Source organism: Puniceibacterium antarcticum, from assembly GCF_002760615.1.
GTDB lineage: Bacteria > Pseudomonadota > Alphaproteobacteria > Rhodobacterales > Rhodobacteraceae > Puniceibacterium > Puniceibacterium antarcticum.
The window spans coordinates 77,683-94,932 of record NZ_AWWI01000016.1 but is presented as its reverse complement, the minus strand read 5'-3'; the positions used below and the strand labels follow the sequence as shown (position 1 = coordinate 94,932).

16 protein-coding genes are annotated in these 17,250 nt (G+C 60.5%); 9 read left to right on the top strand and 7 right to left on the bottom strand.

Annotated features, from left to right (window positions below; genetic code table 11):
• Window positions 1–12: 12 nt before the first annotated feature.
• Entirely contained in the window at window positions 13–573 is a 561-nt protein-coding gene (locus tag P775_RS01120; RefSeq protein WP_099909262.1) for a nuclear transport factor 2 family protein, read from the bottom strand.
• A 127-nt stretch (window positions 574–700) separates the two neighbouring features.
• On the opposite strand from P775_RS01120, the gene P775_RS01115 reads away from it, so the two are divergent.
• The 6 genes from P775_RS01115 to P775_RS01090 all read left to right on the top strand — a co-directional run bounded on the left by P775_RS01115 (window position 701) and on the right by P775_RS01090 (window position 6,490).
• A complete protein-coding gene (locus P775_RS01115; protein ID WP_245875515.1) occupies window positions 701–1,513 on the top strand; it encodes a GntR family transcriptional regulator in 813 nt (270 codons plus the stop codon).
• Window positions 1,510–2,907: a 3-isopropylmalate dehydratase large subunit gene (leuC, locus tag P775_RS01110; protein WP_099909232.1), complete on the top strand. Its 1,398-nt coding sequence runs from the start codon at window positions 1,510–1,512 to the stop codon at window positions 2,905–2,907. The genes P775_RS01115 and leuC overlap by 4 nt, the downstream gene beginning before the upstream one ends.
• Window positions 2,907–3,506, top strand: a complete 600-nt coding sequence (gene leuD / locus P775_RS01105) for a 3-isopropylmalate dehydratase small subunit (RefSeq protein WP_099909231.1) — start codon at window positions 2,907–2,909, stop codon at window positions 3,504–3,506. Before leuC ends, leuD begins: the two co-directional genes overlap by 1 nt.
• 85 nt (window positions 3,507–3,591) lie before the next feature.
• Complete coding sequence (dctP, locus tag P775_RS01100; RefSeq protein WP_099909230.1) at window positions 3,592–4,620, top strand: TRAP transporter substrate-binding protein DctP; 1,029 nt, start codon at window positions 3,592–3,594, stop codon at window positions 4,618–4,620.
• Between the two features lie 59 nt (window positions 4,621–4,679).
• Complete coding sequence (locus P775_RS01095; RefSeq protein ID WP_099909229.1) at window positions 4,680–5,186, top strand: TRAP transporter small permease; 507 nt, start codon at window positions 4,680–4,682, stop codon at window positions 5,184–5,186.
• Window positions 5,186–6,490, top strand: coding sequence for a TRAP transporter large permease (locus tag P775_RS01090; RefSeq protein WP_099909228.1), 1,305 nt, complete (start codon window positions 5,186–5,188; stop codon window positions 6,488–6,490). Before P775_RS01095 ends, P775_RS01090 begins: the two co-directional genes overlap by 1 nt.
• A gap of 256 nt (window positions 6,491–6,746) precedes the next feature.
• Here the strand turns inward: P775_RS01090 and P775_RS01085 are convergent, their stop codons facing one another.
• The 6 genes from P775_RS01085 to P775_RS01060 all read right to left on the bottom strand — a co-directional run bounded on the left by P775_RS01085 (window position 6,747) and on the right by P775_RS01060 (window position 12,930).
• Window positions 6,747–7,724 (bottom strand): endonuclease/exonuclease/phosphatase family protein, encoded by a 978-nt coding sequence (locus tag P775_RS01085; protein WP_099909227.1) that lies wholly within the window; start codon window positions 7,722–7,724, stop codon window positions 6,747–6,749.
• Window positions 7,721–8,794 carry a sn-glycerol-3-phosphate ABC transporter ATP-binding protein UgpC gene (gene ugpC, locus P775_RS01080; protein ID WP_099909226.1) on the bottom strand — a complete coding sequence of 358 codons (1,074 nt, stop codon included), beginning with the start codon at window positions 8,792–8,794 and terminating at the stop codon, window positions 7,721–7,723. Before ugpC ends, P775_RS01085 begins: the two co-directional genes overlap by 4 nt.
• Complete coding sequence (gene ugpE / locus P775_RS01075) at window positions 8,794–9,636, bottom strand: sn-glycerol-3-phosphate ABC transporter permease UgpE (RefSeq protein WP_099909260.1); 843 nt, start codon at window positions 9,634–9,636, stop codon at window positions 8,794–8,796. The genes ugpC and ugpE overlap by 1 nt, the downstream gene beginning before the upstream one ends.
• 4 nt (window positions 9,637–9,640) lie before the next feature.
• Complete coding sequence (locus tag P775_RS01070) at window positions 9,641–10,558, bottom strand: ABC transporter permease subunit (RefSeq protein ID WP_425439869.1); 918 nt, start codon at window positions 10,556–10,558, stop codon at window positions 9,641–9,643.
• 184 nt (window positions 10,559–10,742) lie between these two features.
• Window positions 10,743–12,038: an extracellular solute-binding protein gene (locus P775_RS01065; RefSeq protein WP_099909224.1), complete on the bottom strand. Its 1,296-nt coding sequence runs from the start codon at window positions 12,036–12,038 to the stop codon at window positions 10,743–10,745.
• A 316-nt stretch (window positions 12,039–12,354) separates the two neighbouring features.
• Complete coding sequence (locus P775_RS01060) at window positions 12,355–12,930, bottom strand: GNAT family N-acetyltransferase (RefSeq protein WP_180287270.1); 576 nt, start codon at window positions 12,928–12,930, stop codon at window positions 12,355–12,357.
• A 229-nt stretch (window positions 12,931–13,159) separates the two neighbouring features.
• Between P775_RS01060 and P775_RS01055 the strand changes: the two genes are divergently transcribed.
• The 3 genes from P775_RS01055 (at window position 13,160) to P775_RS01045 (ending at window position 17,244) form a co-directional block, all read left to right on the top strand.
• A complete protein-coding gene (locus tag P775_RS01055; protein ID WP_099909222.1) occupies window positions 13,160–13,513 on the top strand; it encodes a cupin domain-containing protein in 354 nt (117 codons plus the stop codon).
• A gap of 643 nt (window positions 13,514–14,156) precedes the next feature.
• Entirely contained in the window at window positions 14,157–15,770 is a 1,614-nt protein-coding gene (locus tag P775_RS01050) for a hypothetical protein (RefSeq protein WP_099909221.1), read from the top strand.
• A gap of 4 nt (window positions 15,771–15,774) precedes the next feature.
• Window positions 15,775–17,244, top strand: coding sequence for a hypothetical protein (locus P775_RS01045; protein ID WP_099909220.1), 1,470 nt, complete (start codon window positions 15,775–15,777; stop codon window positions 17,242–17,244).
• Window positions 17,245–17,250: the final 6 nt, after the last annotated feature.

Genomic DNA, 17,250 nt, shown 5'->3' with positions numbered 1-17,250 from the left:
CTGTATGCTCGTTCACGCGCGCACCTCTGCCATATCGTTCCAGACCTCTTGTTTGATGATTTTTCCGCCCGCGACCTCGAACCGGTCAATGAAACGGATTGCGTGGAATGCGGTGCCATCCAACCAGACACCCGACAGCGTACCGCGCATGTAAACCGTCGCAGCCTCAGCCGCGCCCTGGAATGCTTCGGCCGCCTCATAGGTCTTGCGCACCTCACGGTAGCGCGGCGCGGACCAGTCGATGAGTTGCTGCAGATCGTGCATCGCGGGCGCCCCGGGAAAGTGCATCACAAAACCCCGCCCCAGAAACGTGCGGGCCGCGTCAAGGTCACGCGCCTCCATCGCATCCAGATAGCCACGCACGATCAGGGCCGGATCAGGCAGCGCGGGCGCAGGATTTCGTGGGATGCGACCCCGCATGTACTGCGCCGGGCTGCGCTCATGGATCATGACTGTGATCGCCTCGGGGGTCGCGGGCACAACCAGACGCACCGCATCTGTCAGCGCCTCCCCCAGACGGGTCTTGTCCGCATCCTCATAGCCCTTCAGCAGATGCAGTTCGACAATCGGCATGGCGTCGCTCCCCGGCAAGTTGTATTTTTTGTAATACATCTTAATGTTTATTCAAAGCATATTTTTAACGACACTTCTGATACAAATTTCTTGCGTTTCAAAAAACAACCGATACCCTGAGACGCGAATGACGGGGAATCTGCCGATGCGCGATCACGTAAAGTCCAGCCTTCCCGAAGGCGGAAAGGCCCGCCGGGTCTACCTTTTGCTGCGCGACGAAATTCTCAACGGTGCCTATATGGCCGGTGGCATGCTGCCCGGTGAACAACGGCTGGCGCAACAGTTTGATGTCAGCCGGGTCACCATACGGCGCGCGCTGGACGCGCTTGAAGCCGACGGGATGATCGACCGCCGCGCGGGCAGTGGCACCACCGTTCTGCCCGCGAAAGAGGCCGGGACAATTGCCGCCGACATGACCACGCTCATTCCTCAGCTGGTCGAGCTGGGCCAGCATTCCGCCCGGCTGCTGTCGTTTTCCTATGGCCCAGCCCCCGAGGTTGTTGCCCGGGACATGGGACTTATGCCGCAGGAGCGGGTTCAGCGCGCGGTCCGGGTGCGGATCGCCGATGGCAGCCCGTTTTCGCACTTGACCACCTATGTCCCCGAAGACATCGCCGCGAATTATTCCGAGTCAGATCTTGCGGCGACGCCGCTCTTCCGACTGCTCGAACGGTCCGGCGTACAAGTTGAGGCTGCACACCAGACCGTCAGCGCAGCACTGGCCACCCCGGACGTCGGCGAAGCGCTGGAAGTTGCGGTCGGCTCTGCCCTCTTGTCGCTCAGACGGATCGTGCGCGACATCAACGGGCGCGGCGTTGAATATCTGTCGGCCCTTTATCGCCCTGATCGGTTCCAATTGGAAATGACGCTCAGCCGGGTCGGCAAAGGCGGCGCGCGCCATTGGGAGCCGGTGATTGGCGGCAAAGGCGACAGCGCGTGAGTCTGACGCTGCTGGACAAACTCTGGGCCGCCCATGAAGTGCGCCGCAATGAGGACGGGCAGTCCCTGCTCTGGGTGGATCGCCATCTGGTGCACGAAGGGTCCCACCACGCCTTTGGCAAGCTTGCCGCCCGCGGCCTGCCAGTCGCTCAACCGGATTTGACGTTCGGCGTCGCGGATCACTACGCACCCACGGGGAATCGCAACAGGATCACCGACCCGGCCATTGCAAAGATGCTGGAACGGCTGGATACACATGCAAAGCAACATGGCATCACGCTATTCGGGCTGGATGATCCGCGTCAGGGCATCGTGCATGTCATCGGCCCGGAACAGGGTCTGACCCTGCCGGGGTTGCAGATCAACTGCGGCGACAGCCATACCTCGACTCACGGCGCGTTTGGTGCGCTTGCCTTTGGCATCGGCGCGACCGAGGTTGCGCATGTGCTGGCCACACAGACCGTCTGGCAGACCAAGCCGCGTGCGATGCGGATCACCATTGACGGACGCCTTGATCCGATGATCAGCGCCAAGGACATCGCGCTGCACTGGATCGCGTTGCTGGGCACAGACGGCGCTCGGGGCCACGCCATCGAATATGCGGGCGAGGCTGTGCGCGCCCTGTCCATGGAGGGGCGGATGACCCTGTGCAACCTGTCGATCGAAGGGGGTGCACGGCTTGGCATGATCGCGCCGGACGAGGTGACATATGCCTATATCAAGGGCCGCCCCTTTGCGCCCGAAGGGGCCAGTTGGGACGCGGCCCTGATGGAATGGGCGCTGCTGCACAGCGACGAAGCAGCCATTTTTGACCGCGAAGTCAGCATTGACGCCGCCGAAATTGCGCCAACCCTGACCTGGGGCACGACGCCGGAACAGGCGCTGCCCATTACCGGAACACTTCCCGATCCCGCCGATCTGCCCGAGGGCAAGGCGCGCGCGGCCTCCGAAGCGCTTGACTACATGGGGCTGCACGCCGGGCAGGCGCTGGACGGGGTGCCGGTGGATCAGGTGTTCCTCGGGTCCTGCACCAATGCACGGATCGAAGATTTGCGCATCGCCGCTGCCGTTCTGCGCGGGCGCACGGCGAGAGTTCCGGGCATCGTCTCGCCCGGCTCCATGCTGATCCGCGCGCAGGCCGAACGCGAAGGGCTGGACAGGGTGTTCATTGATGCAGGGCTGGACTGGGTGGCGTCCGGCTGTTCCATGTGCGTCGGCATGAACGGCGATCTGGTTGGCGCGGGCAAGCGCTGTGCATCGTCAACCAACCGCAATTTCCGGGGACGACAGGGTAAGGGCGCACGCACACATCTGATGTCCCCCGCCATGGTGGCCGCGGCGGCCGTCACCGGCACACTCACCGATCCGCGCCCGCTGATGAAAGGGCGGCTGTGATGGCGGGATGGAGCAGACATGACGGCACCGCCGTCGCCTTGCCGCGCGACAACATCGATACGGACCAGCTGATCCCGGCACGGTTTATGTCCGCCTCGCGCGCAGAAGGATACGGGCAATTCCTGCTGCGCGATCTGCGCGAGGGCGATCCGGACTTTCCGCTCGACCGTTTCCCGCAGGCCAGCATATTGCTCGCGGGGCGCAACTTTGGCTGTGGCTCGTCACGCGAAGCAGCGGTCTATGCGTTGGTCGATGCCGGGATCCGCTGCGTCATTGCGACAGGTTTTGGCGACATTTTTGCAGCCAATGCCGTCAACAACGGGCTCTTGCCCGCCCGGCTGGCAGAAACTCCGGCGTTGATGCAGGCGCTGGCGGGCCGCACAACCAGTGCCTCCATCGATCTCGAAACCAGCCAGATCGCACTCAACGGCGCGACCCTGCAGTTTGATCTCGCTCCGGTCTGGCGGACAAAGCTGATCAATGGCTGGGACGACATCGACCTGACCCGCGCCCATCTGGACGACATCCGCACCTTCCGCGACCAGCGCCACAAACGGCATCGCTGGAGCTGGCCCGCATCACAAAATCCTCAGGACTGACAGGTTCAGTCCTGAGGAGGAAGCGGGCCTGCGCCCATCCAAAAGCAACGTCGGCTTTGAACCGGCTTACAACAAGGAGACCCAAATGAAATACACAGTCATCAAAGGCCTGGCAGCTGCGTCCATCGCGCTCGGCAGCCTCACTGCAGCAGGCGCCGCTCAGGCCGAAGATACGATCTCTGCCGTTCACGCCTTCCCCGAGACGCTGATTTACACCAAGAGCTTTCTTAAGTTCGTCGATGAGGTGAACGAGGCCGGCCAAGGTGTTGTGCGCATCGACGTGCGCGGCGGACCCGAAGCGATCGGCATGTTCCAGCAAGCTGATGCCGTGCGCGACGGTATTGTCGACATGGTCTACACGGCCAGCTCCTTCTATGGCGGCACCGTGCCTGAAAAGGACGCTCTTGTGGCGTCCAACATCACCGCCGTCGAGGCCCGCGCCAATGGCGGGATCGCGCTGATCGACCAGATCCATCAGGAAAAGATGGGCGTGAAGTATCTTGGCTGGTTTGATTCCGGTGTCTGCTACAACCTCTGGACCAAGGACGCGCCGAAGCTGGATGCAGAGGGCAATCTGGACATCAGCGGGCTGAAGCTGCGCGGCAATGCGGTCTACAACGCCTTTTTCAAGGACTACCTGGGCGCGCAGGTCATCGATCTGTCGACCACGGACGTGTTTGCTGGCCTCGAGCGTGGCGTGGTAGATGCCACCGGCTGGACCCAGATCGGCCTGATCGATCTGAAATGGAACGAGTTCCTGAACTACCGGATCGAGCCCTGCTTCTTCTCCACCGATCTGGGCGTGATCGTGAATCTTGAAAAATGGGACTCCCTGTCCGACGAATCCAAGAAAATCCTTCAGGATGTCGCCATCGCCCATGAAAAATCCAGCGTCGAAGAAATGCGTGCAAAACGTGACGAGGACTTTGCAGCGCTCGAAGCTGGCGGCATGCAGGTGATCACCCTCGAAGGCGCCGCCGCGACAAACTACCTCGCCGCGGCGCGCGAAAAGACCTGGGATCGCATGAAGGGCCTGATGGCTGAAGCCCCTCAGGGTGATGGCAATTACGACACGCTGATCAGCCATTTCTACGACGCCGACGCCGACAAGTAATCCGATGATGTGCGGCCCAGTGGGGCCGCACGCCCGTCTGCACCCGGAAAGGAGTGGTCATGCGCCTGCTGACCCGAGCCTACGATACGGTTCTCTATGCGATGGCATCCGTGGCCGCTGCCATGCTGATATGGCTGATGGTCTCGATCGTCATCTCTGTGTTGATGCGCAATGCGGGGTTCCAGCCCTATGCATGGCTGTTCACATCTTCTGAATATGCGGTGCTTTATCTCACCATGCTGGGGGCGCCCTGGCTGGTCCGTGAAAAGGGCCACGTTCATATCGAATTGGTCACAGCGACCCTGCCAGCTGCGATGCAACGCCTCGTCTCGCGTGGTGTAGCACTTGCCTGTGTGGGGGTTTCGCTGATCCTCGCCTGGAAAGGGCTGGAGCTGGTTCTGACCAATATCGCGCGCAATGACTATGACGTGCGGGCCTACTACTTTCCGCGCTGGATGCTCACGATCTCATTTCCCATCTGTTTCAGCCTGATGGCTGTTGAATTTGCACGCTTCGTCTTTGGCAAGGAATTGCTGCATTCGGGCCAGGCCGGAGTACACGAATAATGGACTGGTACGAAGCATTGGGGCTGCTCCTCGGCTCCATCATGTTCCTGATGGCCCTTGGGATGCCCGTGGCATTGGCCTTTCTTGCCGCCAACATCCTCGGTGCCTGGATCTTTATGGGGGGCGAGCGGGGCATCAGCCAGCTGCTCAACAATGGGCTTGGATCGCTGACGAGTTTTGCGCTGGTGCCGATCCCGCTTTTCCTGCTGATGGGCGAGATCTTTTTCTACACCGGCCTTGGCGAACGCATGTTCAATGCCATAGACCGTCTGCTGGGCAAGCTTCCCGGCCGACTGAGCTATGTCACCGTGATCGGCGGCACCGGATTTTCGACGCTTTCTGGGTCTTCGATGGGCTCGACCGCGCTGCTCGGCAGCCTCATGGTCCCCGAGATGAACAAGCGCGGCTACAAGAAACACATGAGCATCGGCCCGATCCTCGGCACCGGCGGCCTTGCCATCATTATCCCGCCCTCGGCGCTGGCCGTGCTGCTGGCGACGCTGGCACAGATTGATGTAGGCGCATTGCTGATTGCAGGGATCATTCCGGGCCTGATCCTTGCCTGTTTGTACATTGGGCTGATCTATGTCCAGACCAAGATCGATCCCGACGCCGCCCCGGCTTATGAGGTGTCGCCGATGCCGATATCGGCCAAGCTGATGCTGGTCCTGCGCGATGTGGTGCCTATGATGGGCGTGATGGTGCTGACGGTGATCGGGATGATCAGCGGTTTCTTCACACCGTCCGAGGCTGCGGCCTTCGGCGCGCTGGGTGTGCTGATCCTTGCTGCGGTCTTTCGCTGCCTGACCGTCGAGGCGATCAAGAATTCCGTGATCGGCGCGCTTAAAGTCACGCTGATGGCCTATCTGATCGTTTTCGGATCCGCGACCTTCAGCCAGCTTCTGGCGTTTTCCGGCGCCTCTTCCGGGTTAATCCACTGGGCCACATCCTTTGATCTGGCACCGATTTCCATGTTGCTGGTGATGTTCGGGGTGCTGCTGATCCTGGGCATGTTCATGGAGCAGATTTCAATGATGCTGCTGACCGTGCCGATCTTCTTTCCGCTGGCCGCCTCGCTCGGGTTTGACCCTGTCTGGTTCGGCCTGATCATGCTGCTGGCACTTGAAATCAGCTTTACCACACCGCCTTTCGGCCTGCTTCTGTTCGTGATGAAGGGGGTCTCGCCGCCTGAAACCACCATGCGCGAAATCTACACGGCCGCATTCCCCTTTATCGGTTGCTCGTTGCTGTTGGTTGTACTGCTGATACTCTTCCCGCAATTGGCGCTCTGGTTGCCCGGCTGATCCTCAAGAGCGTTCCCGCTCAGCGGCTGGATCTGCTGAGCGGGATTTATCACATACGTTCCAGGGTGTTGTCCTGTCGACCCGCCAGGCAGCACGGCCACACTCCGACAGCGGCGGGCGTCAGCCACGTAGGTGCGGCGCACTGACGGCAACTTCTGAACTCAGGGTGAACGCATCTACAGCCAAGAGTAATTGGCAACGCGAACGCTCTCGGGGGCGTCAGCGTGACAAAAGGATCCTCTCGATCAGGCTCTGCCTAAATCAAGCCCAGAACTTGTGTCACGATCACATCGTGATCTGAAAGCGGGCGGCCGGTTTCATCCAGAGAGGAGCGGATCTCGGTGTCGCCGATCCGCAGCCCGCGGGCCAGAAACCAGTCCAGCTTCATCGCCCGGTCTGGCCATCGCGTGATCAGGCTGGGCCGTGTCGTGGCCTGATCTTCCGCCCCGCCATGGGCTGTGAAACCGGCGGCGCGGGCAAGGTCGAACAGACCTTCGGCGCGCCAGTCGCCGTCATTGTGATTTCCCGTATTCAGATCGCCGCCGATAAGACAGGGCAGCCCCGCAAACTCGGCATCAATCACTGCCAGAAGGCCCTGAACCTGCGCCGCGCGATGGTCGGGTCCGCATGCGCTTTCAAGATGGGTCGAGACGGCAAGGAACGGCCCGGCTTCGGTGGGTATGATCGCACCGACAGCGATGCGTTCTCCAAGACGCGGTTGTTCGGCATCGGAAAACCACTGACGTTTGCCGTATAGCCTGACGGCAAACGGCGAGCGCAGCCCGGTTTTCGCCATGAGGCCATTGCCGTGATAGCCGCGCGCATTGTGGTCATCGACGCAGAATTCACGCTCCGTGGAAGAACCAAGGCCAAGCTCCAGAAACTCCACGCCGTAGGCATAGCCCATGCCAAGTGTCGCAGCGACGTCGCGGGTCGTATTGCGCTGTGCGGTGCGGGCCATGCCGTGGTCCATCTCCGAGACCAGCAGCACGTTACAATCTGCAACCTGGCGCGCCGACGCCTCGGGAAACAGGCAGCGCTCCAGATTCCAAGCTCCAACCGTGATCGGAAGCGCCAGCGATGCAACGCCGGGCCTCCCCCCCACCTCGATCAAATTCATCCCGGGCACGCCAGCCATATGCGCATCGTGGGTGTCGACATCCCGCGAAAGGCCGTGCAGCGCCAGCTCTGCCGCCCCAGGAACCGGCAGGTCGGACACAGTGTCCCGTATCATAGCGCAAGCTCACGCGCGGTTTGACGTTTGCTCTCGATCCGCTGGCCCGTCGTCGTATCGAAGAGATGCAACCTGTCCGGGTCGATGGCCACGCGGACCGCGCCCTGCACCGCCGCCTCGCCCGTATCGATCACCGCCAGCGTCTGCGCGCCGATGGTGCCGTGAACAATGCGCTGCGCGCCCAGCTCCTCGACATGCTCGACCATCATCGGCAAACCCTCCTTTGCGATGCGCAGATCCTCGGCGCGCAGGCCCAGAGTGACCGGACCGGCCATGTTGCCGATCTGGGCGAGGACATGCCCTTCCAGCGTGATCGCGCCATTCTCGATAAAGGCGTCAAGCAGGCTCATCGCCGGCGCCCCGATGAACGACGCGACAAACGTGGATGCAGGTTTGCGATAAATCTCAAGCGGGGCGCCGATCTGTTCGATCTTCCCCTGGTTCAGAACCACAAGACGGTCTGCCAGCGTCATCGCCTCAAGCTGGTCATGCGTCACGTAAAGCGAGGTCGTGCCAAGCCGTTTCTGCAGCTTGCGGATCTCCATCCGCATCGAGACACGCAATTTGGCGTCAAGGTTAGACAGCGGCTCGTCGAACAGAAAGGCCGCAGGCTGGCGCACGATGGCACGGCCCATGGCAACGCGCTGGCGCTGGCCACCCGACAGGGCACGGGGTTTTCGGTCAAGGTATGGCCCCAGCTCAAGCATGCGCGAGGCTTCGTTCACCCGCTCGGTGATGGTGGCCTTGGACGCGCCACGGTTCTTCAGCCCGTAGGCCATGTTGTCGCGCACCGTCATATGCGGGTAAAGCGCATAGTTCTGGAACACCATTGCGATGTCGCGTTCGGCCGGGTCAAGCGTGTTGACCACCCTCTCGCCGATGCGGATTTCGCCGTCAGTGGTCGTCTCAAGCCCGGCGACCATCCGCAAAAGCGTTGATTTTCCACAGCCAGACGGGCCGACGAGAACGATGAATTCCCCATCCGCGATCTCGATGTTGATCCCGCAGACTGCCGGCTGGTTCCCGCCCGCATAGGTCTTGCCGACGTTCCTGAGTGAGAGATGTGCCATTATTTGTCGCTTTCGGTCAGGCCCTTGATGAACATGCGCTGGAAGATCACCACCACCGCAACCGGGGGGATCATCGCCAGCACCGCCAGGGCAAAGGCTTCGTTGTAATCGGGGATCTGACTGCCGATCCAGACTTGCAGGATCGACTTGATCCCCCGCATCAGGGTGTAGAAACTCTCATCCGTGGTCATCAGCAGCGGCCACAAGTACTGGTTCCAGCCGTAGATGAACATGATGATGAAGATCGCCGCCATCATCGTGCGCGACAGCGGGACCAGAATGTCGATGAAGAACTTGTATGGGCCCGCGCCGTCGATCCGTGCCGCTTCCAGCATCTCGTCCGGGATCGAACGGAAAAACTGGCGGAAAAAAAACGTTCCCGTGGCCGAGGCCAGCAATGGCACAATCAGGCCGGTATAGCTGTTGAGCAGACCAAGCGTCGACATCACCTGATAGGACGGCATGATGCGCACTTCCAGCGGCAGCAGCAGCGTGGTGAAAATCATCCAGAACAGCAATGTTGCAAAGCGGAACCGGAAATAGACCAGCGCATAGGCTGCCATCATCGACAGCACGATCTTGCCCACCGCAAAGCCGAGACCCATGATCATCGAGTTCATCAGCATCCGCATCCCGGTGACATCTCCGGTGAATCCGCCCCGGTGGGTCAGGACCTTGCCATAGGTTCCGACGGCATCACTCCCCGGCGTGAAATAGAGCCCGTTGGAATGGATATCTATCGCACTGTGCGTCGAGGACATGAACGCCATCACGACCGGCGCAATCAGGAAAAGCGCGCCGATGATCAGGATCAGGTGGTCGAAAGGTTTTATTCTCTGCATCATGTCACCCGTAATGGACGCGGCGTTCAAGAAAGCGGAATTGCAGCACCGTCAGCGCCGCCACCACCACCATCAGGATCACGGACTGCGCCGAAGACCCGCCGATGTCGTTGCCTTTGAACCCGTCCAGATAGACCTTGTAGACCAGCGTGATCGGGTTGTTCGCCGGCTTGTCCTTCACCACCACGTCGATGATCGGAAAGGTGTCGAACATCGCGTAGGTGATGTTGATCACCAGCAGGAAAAAGGCCGTAGGCGCCAGCAGCGGCAGGGTCACGTCGCAGAACCGCCGCCATCCGGATTGCGCATCGATCAGCGCGGCCTCCCGCACCGAAACCGGCACGGATTGCAGGCCCGACAGGAAAAAGATGAAGTTATAGGGGATCTGCTTCCAGACAGAGATGGTGATCAGCGCAAAAGCAGTATCCCAGTAATTTATGCCAACCCGCAGGTCGTGGCCGAAAAAGGCGGCCAGATCGGTCAGCGGGCCGATGTGCATGTCAAAGAACATCATCCCGATCAGACCGGCCACCGGTGGTGCGATCGCATAGACCGAAATCAGCAGGGTCTTGTAGGTGGCCGCGCCGCGGATCACCTTGTCAGCCTTGACCGCCAGCAAAAGCCCGATCCCCAGCGACAGCCCTGTCACCATCACACAGAAGAACGCTGTGAACATGGCGGTGCTGGCGTACTGACTGGATGTCAGCGCATCGGTGTAGTTTTCGGTGCCCACAAAAGTAGAGCCAAAACCAAAGGGATCTTCGATATAGAAGGACGATGTGACAGCCTGCACCGAGGGCCAGTAGAAAAAGATCACTACGACGGCAAGTTGTGGCAGCAGGAAAAGCCAGGGCGTTAGCGGGCGGTCGAACTGAACGCGCTTTGCCGGGTTCGGCGTATCGGCGCTATACCACGCGCGCAGGCGCGACAGAAGCGCGCCATTCGGAAGTGTGGTGCGGAGGGGGGAGTCGGTCACTTGGCAAGCCGATCTTGAGGTAAGGGGCGGAGGATTGGCAGGGCGGCGCTGACCCGCCACGCGCAGGTCCAAATACGAAGCGGGGCCCCGGGCGTCTGCCCGGATCCCCGCCGTTAAAGCAGGCCGTGTTTCAGCCAGATGTCTTTGCAAAGCGCGCCAGAAGCTGGTTGCCTTCGTCCTCGATGATCTGGAAGCCGTCCTTGACACTCACTTCACCCGAGAAGATGCGGTTGAACTCGCGCTCCATCACCGTGCGGATCTGCGGGTAGAACCCCATACGGTACCCCTTGGACCATTCGCCACCCTTCAGCATCAACTGCTGGATGCCGACTTCGGCCACCGGCTGCTCGTCGTAATAGCCTTGGCTCTTGGCCAGCTCATAAGCGGCTTCGGTGATCGGCACATATCCGGTGGCCTTGTGATAGAACACCTGGGTCTCGGGCGAGGTCAGGAAGGTGAAGAACTGCGCGGTGCAGGTGTTCTCTTCCTCGGACTTGCCCGACATCGCGAACAGGGCTGCCCCGCCGATAAAGCTTTGCGTGCCCGCACCTTCGATCGCATCCCAATACGGCATGGGAACCGCCGAGAATTCGAAACCGGTCGATTTCTGCAATCCACCGAAAGACCCGGACGACCCGATCCACATGGCGGACTGGCCTTCCTCGAACGGCTTGAGGTTGTCAGCCCAGCCCGCGCCGTAGAACCCGAACAGACCTTTGTCGGCCCAATCCTTCAGCTTTTCGAACATCATCACCTGATTTTCGTCGGTGACGATGATCTCGGTGCCTTCGATCGCATCATAACCGTTGTTGTTCGTCGCGAACTGCTGGTTGTTGCGCGATTTGAAATTCTCGACCATCATCCAGGTCAGCTGCGACGCTGTCATGGGCGTATAGCCCGCCTCTTTCAGAGCCGGCGCAATCGCTTCGAACTCTTCCCAGGTCTTCGGCGGCGCGACACCGGCCTTCTCGAAGGCTTCGGTGTTGTAGTACATGATCGGCGCAGACGAGTTGAACGGCATGCCGACGAACTTGCCGTCGCTGTCGGCATAGAAATTGCGCACGCCTGCGATGAACGCGTCGCGGTTGAACTCTTCGCCAGCACCGGTGATCAGATCCTCTGCCGGGATCGTAGCACCTTTGGCGGCGATGATTGTCGCGGCACCTGCGTCGAACACCTGCAGGATGTTGGGCTGTTCGCCCGAGCGGAAGGCGGCGATACCAGAGGACAGGGCCTCTTCATAGGTTCCGCGCGATACCGGCGTCAGCACGCATTCAGACTGCGCTTCGTTGAACATTTGCGAGATTTCGTTGATCACCTCGCCGTTGCGGCCGCCCATGCCGTGCCACCAGCTGATATTGGTCTGAGCCATGACCGAAGAAGCGGTCAGGGTAAGTGCGATCGTTGTGGCCGCGGTCTTCATCATATCGATTGTCCCTTTGACAATATATTATTGTTTGCTGGGCGACCCTTATGCGCGACCTTTGACAGTTTCGTTTCGCTTTCATGACAGTTTGGTAACCGGGCGATATTGCGCTACTGGCACGCACGGCCCTCTGGACAGAGCAGCTGAGGCCACATTGAAGCCCCTTAGAGTGTTCGGGTCATCCTTCAGCTGTAACTGACTGCGGACATGCGACGTCAGGAACGCTGGGGCCGACAGCGCCTGTTCTGACTACATGCCCTGACCGGTCAACGTGACAGCACCACGATCTGATCGCGTCCACAAACCCTGCGCTGGCTCAACCGACAGATTTCGCAAACAGGATCCATTCCTTTGCATCGACGTGCCAATCGCCCTTTACAACCGGACGTCGGGCAATCTCGCGATAGCCCTTGGCCGCATAAAGGCGCAGTGCGTCCGGATGCGTGTCCTCGGCAATCAGGCTGATTGTCCCGCATCCTGTGCGTCGCGCCACCTCTTCAGCATAGACCAGAAGGGCGCTGCCCAACCCCTTGCCGCGAAACGGTTCATAAGTCGCAAGCACGTTCAGATACCAAGACCCTGGCGCAAGCGCTTCGAGTTCAAGCAGAGGGACGAAGATCGCAGGCGTGTCCGGATCAATCGGCCCCGGCTCACCCTCGGCGGGATAACCCAGAAGGCAGGCCGCAACCTTGCCGTCCACTTCGGCAAGCGATGCGTTGCGATACGAAAAACTGCCGGTTTCCCGCGTGGCCCGCTCCCGGCCATAGGCCCAGGCATCCCCATCAGCGCCGACCGATTTCTGCCAGAAATGCAGCGGGAGATCATCCGCCGCCATATTGATGAAGCGCACCAGATGCTCGGCGTCTGATGGCTCTGCTTCGCGGATCAACATGCTCGTCCCCTCTCCACTATTTCCTGCATCCTGGCCATGCCGGTTACAGTCATCAGTCATTCATTGCGTCTTTTCCAGCCGTTTCAGCTGGCAGGCCGACGTGTCACAGGCGGGCTTTCCCGCCGCCAATTTCCGCAAGAAAAGCAAGCCGCATCGTTGTCCCTTGCCAGCTTACCGCAAGCACCCTACGACGAATCCACGACCAAAGCGCAATCTTAAAGGGACTGACATGAGCGATATGGTTTTCCGTTTTCCCGCACCGGGCCCCGACCCAATGATGACCGATCTTGAAGGTTGGACTAAGATCGAGGGCAACCCGACCATGAAGACATGGGTCCAGCATACCTCCATCGACGGCAGCGTGATCAGCGGGACTTGGGAAGCAACCCTTGGTACCTGGCACACGAGCTACAAGTTTTACGAGTTCGTGCATTTGATCGAAGGTCAGATCACCATCACGCCCGAAGGCGGCGCCCCGGTGACCCTGCAGCCGGGCGATGCGTTCACCGTCGAACCCGGTTTCAAGGGCACATGGACGATCGAAAAGCCAGTCAGGAAGCATTTCTGCATCAAGCTGAGCTGATGCAGAACAGCCTTCTCTGACTTAAAGCGTCCCGCCTTTAACCTGAAACACACTCATCGCATTTCGCGTTAGAGGCGCAGCCGACAGACAGCGAAAAAGGGATTCAAGTTTCAGGCGGGATGCTCTAGGCGCAGCGGAATGATCCCGCCGCTGCGTACACGCTTGCACGTCGTTCGGCAGTTGTGCCTTTCGCCAAAATCACAATCGTGACGCTCTTTCGGGAAGCGACGACCGGCGGACGACCAAATCCCGCCACCAATGCCGGGTCAGTTCTCGCGGCAATCAGCACATTCGAACCCCGTACCACGGACAGGGCATATCGACCGTCGCGCAAGGACAAAGCCTGCGCGCCAAGGCGATGCGCGCTGCACTCTGTCTGAATTTGCGGGGGAATCTCTGTTCGCTGTTGAGCCTCCTTTGGCGCAGGATTCGCTCTTAACTATCAAAAATTAAATAGAAATATCCATACAGGTCAAAATGGCCTGTCAGCATCTTCCGGGACCCAAATCGGGATACCGCGGACAGATTGAGAAGGTGTGAATTTCAAGTTCACATTTAACTCACGCGCATTCACGGTCGTTCGCGGGCATCGTCCTTCCAGACAGAACCGCCGTGTCGGCGGCAGATGCCAGGAGGGGAAACAATGAAACTCGAAGACCTGATGGGATACGTCATCAACAAGCTTTACGAAGGGCTGACAGGTGGCACCGCGGACCTGCCGTTGCCCGCCAACATGAAGCTCAACTTTCTCTCCCCCGGGATGCCGATCGACGAGAGCTTCTTTGATTTTGCCATCGCTGGCCCCTATGCCGGGCCGACGCAATTAAACCTCGAGGATTTCCGCGAATTGGTGGAAACGCTCAGCGGCCCGAAAGAGAACGATGACCCTGACGCGGGCGACGCCGAGGCGCGCCCGATGGGCATGAGCCCCCAGGACGCCCTCGAAGAGGCCAAGCGCATGTATCAGCAGCACCTTCTGGGGTGCTGGGAACAGTGGTCGCGGCTGGTGGATTTCATCCCCGTTTCCGAACCAGCGCCCTCCGACACCGGCTGGGCGGCCGACCAGAGCGCGGGCAAGCACAAGCATATCTCGGTCGTCTATGGCCAGTCCAACCGCAAGCTCAGCACCGTTTACAAGGACACGCTAAAGCTGTGCAAAGTGGCCGACGATGCGCTGACCCCTCAGGAAAAGGCGCTGCTGGAACGAATGCAGGCCCTTCTGACCATCCAGGTAGAGGTCGAGGATTTCCTGACTGGCAAAAAAACCATGGAACCGCGGCCAAGCCCGGCCATGGAAGCCTACATGAAATACAAGCAGGCCTACGAGGAGGCGGCGATCGACTACGCTTCGCGTCTGGCGCGGGCCAGTAGCGGCACCGCCGCCGATGCTATCGAATGGCAGAGATCGGGTGGCATCTATCGCCAGCGCGCGCTTCAGGCCCAGAGCGCCTGGACCGCACGCGGTTACAAGAACGATATAGAGCGGGCTCAGGCAGCCATCAGCCACATCACCGGTCAGTCCATGGTCCTGTGGAAGGACATGCTTCTGCAGACCGTTCTGGATCTGGAAAATTCCACGACCGGCGCTTACGGCTACTCCTTCTCCCCCGCAAGCATCATTCCCGGCGCATTTGCCCGCTCCTCCGGCTGGTCGCACTTTTCCGAACGCTCGCTGAAACGCACGGTCGAGCGCAGCAGCAGCAGCAGTTCGGGTGGGGGCCAGTTTGGTCTGTCTCTGGGCGCCTTCACCATCGGCGGTGGCGGCGGCGGCGGCAAAACCACCAAAACCTTCAATTTCGACAGTTCCGATTTCGGTATCGAATTCGAATACACCACCGTTGAAATCGCGCGGTTCGCCTTTGAGCCCAGCTTCTTCATGTCGCGTGGCTGGAAGCCGAATGATACGTTTGTCCGCGACTACAAGACCGACAAGCATTCGGACGGCACCAGCAATCCGAATGGCGCGCTGATCGGCTATCCGACCAAGGCGCTCTTTTTGCGCAACCTGCGGATCTATTCCAGCGATATCGTGAAGTACATGAAATCGCAGGAAAGTACGGCGCAGGGCGGCGGATTGGTCGGCATCGGCCCCTTCGTGATCGGTGGCCGCTACCAGCAGGCCAACCGCAGCTCAAAAAGCAATTACGAATATGACGGCGCGTCGATCAAGGTGAACGGGATGCAACTGCTGGGTTTCATGTCCGCGCTTTTCCCCAAGACCGCCGATCCTTCGCCCGACATCAAGAACTGGATCTGATGTCATGCAGACAGGTCTCCACATAGGTCTCGCGGCGTGGCTTCATGCCAACTGCGACGGTGCGGGGTTTGCATCATGGCCCTCGGCACCCCATCAGACGGCGCTGGCCCGCTTGGAATCGGCGCAGGACGGGGCCGATATGGCCCGGGTCGCAGAGTTTTCCCGCATGGTGAATTTTGCGGCGCAAAAGGACCAGCCGGCTGAACCTTTCGCTGCAACCGCACTATGGCATGTCCACGCCCAAATCATTCGGCGCATGATCTTCGCCGAGCGGGCCTGGACCGAGTGGGAGACCCGCGAATTCGACGCGGCCCGCGCAATGCTCTACACCGAAGGTCCGCTCGGACTTCCCCAGATGACTGCGCGCTACAGTCTCTATCAAGAGCATTCCAATGGCTACACGGACCTCGTGCTAACCGACGCCTCTGATCTTGAGATCTCGGCGGCAATGACGGCCTGGATCGTAGAGGGCTCGAAACTTGATATCGAGGCGGCGCAGGCGACCATCACGCGGCTGGCAGGCCGGTCGACCCTGCCGCTGGCTGATGCGGACAGGCTGCGGGTCGATGGGGTCCTGCCTGTGGATCCCGCAGGTCTGCCCTATGCGATGACGGGCTTTTCACCGATATCAGCCGTGTATGAGGCCGGATGGCTCAACGCCGAGGTCGATCTGCAGGACCTGCAGCGTGCGCTTGACCACAGTCCCGCCGGTCTGCGCGCCTGGCAAAGCTGGGTCGGCACGCGCATGGGCAGCGTTCGCTTTCGCTACGCGGTGCTGTCGCTGCATCGTGACTGGCTGACCGAAGCGATCTATGCCGCCGATGACTGGACCCTCAGCGGCTCCGGCGTTTCGGACGGCACCGGCGCGAAGGGCGTGCTGCCAGCCATTCCCAATCGTGTCTACCTTGTCAGAGAGGCAGAGTTGCGGCTCGAAAACCCGCGGCCAGCACCCGCGCCACGCCCCGCCAACCCCCTTCAGCCCGGGCGCGCAGTGGTCTTGCGCACCTCAGTCCCGCTTGTGATGGGTCAGATCGCAAAGCCGGCCGCGGGGGTCGTCACCATGCAACCGCGCTCCCCCGTCGTCACCGCCGCCGTGCTGAGCAAAGACGTCCTTGCAAGCGCGACAATCAAACCTCTCCCCTCCAGGGCCTCGGTCAGACCCGCAATCGCCGCATCCCTCAGCACCGTAAAACCGGCGGCCCGCGCGCCGGTCGTCAGCAGCCCGCTAAGGACAGGCAAAATCGTCCAGCTCCACAACCCCCTCCTGCAAAAGATCGACGGGGCGCAGATCCAGACGCGTCTGACACTGGCCCGCAGCCTCATCGCTGCACGCGCAACCAATGCACCACCGGCCAACCCGCCCCCTACACCGCGCGATCAGACCATATGGGTCGTCGGCTTCGGGTGTGACCCGCTGCCCCAAGCCCCAAATGCCAACCCCAGCTACCGCTGGCCCGCCAACACTCCCGTTTGACAGCCC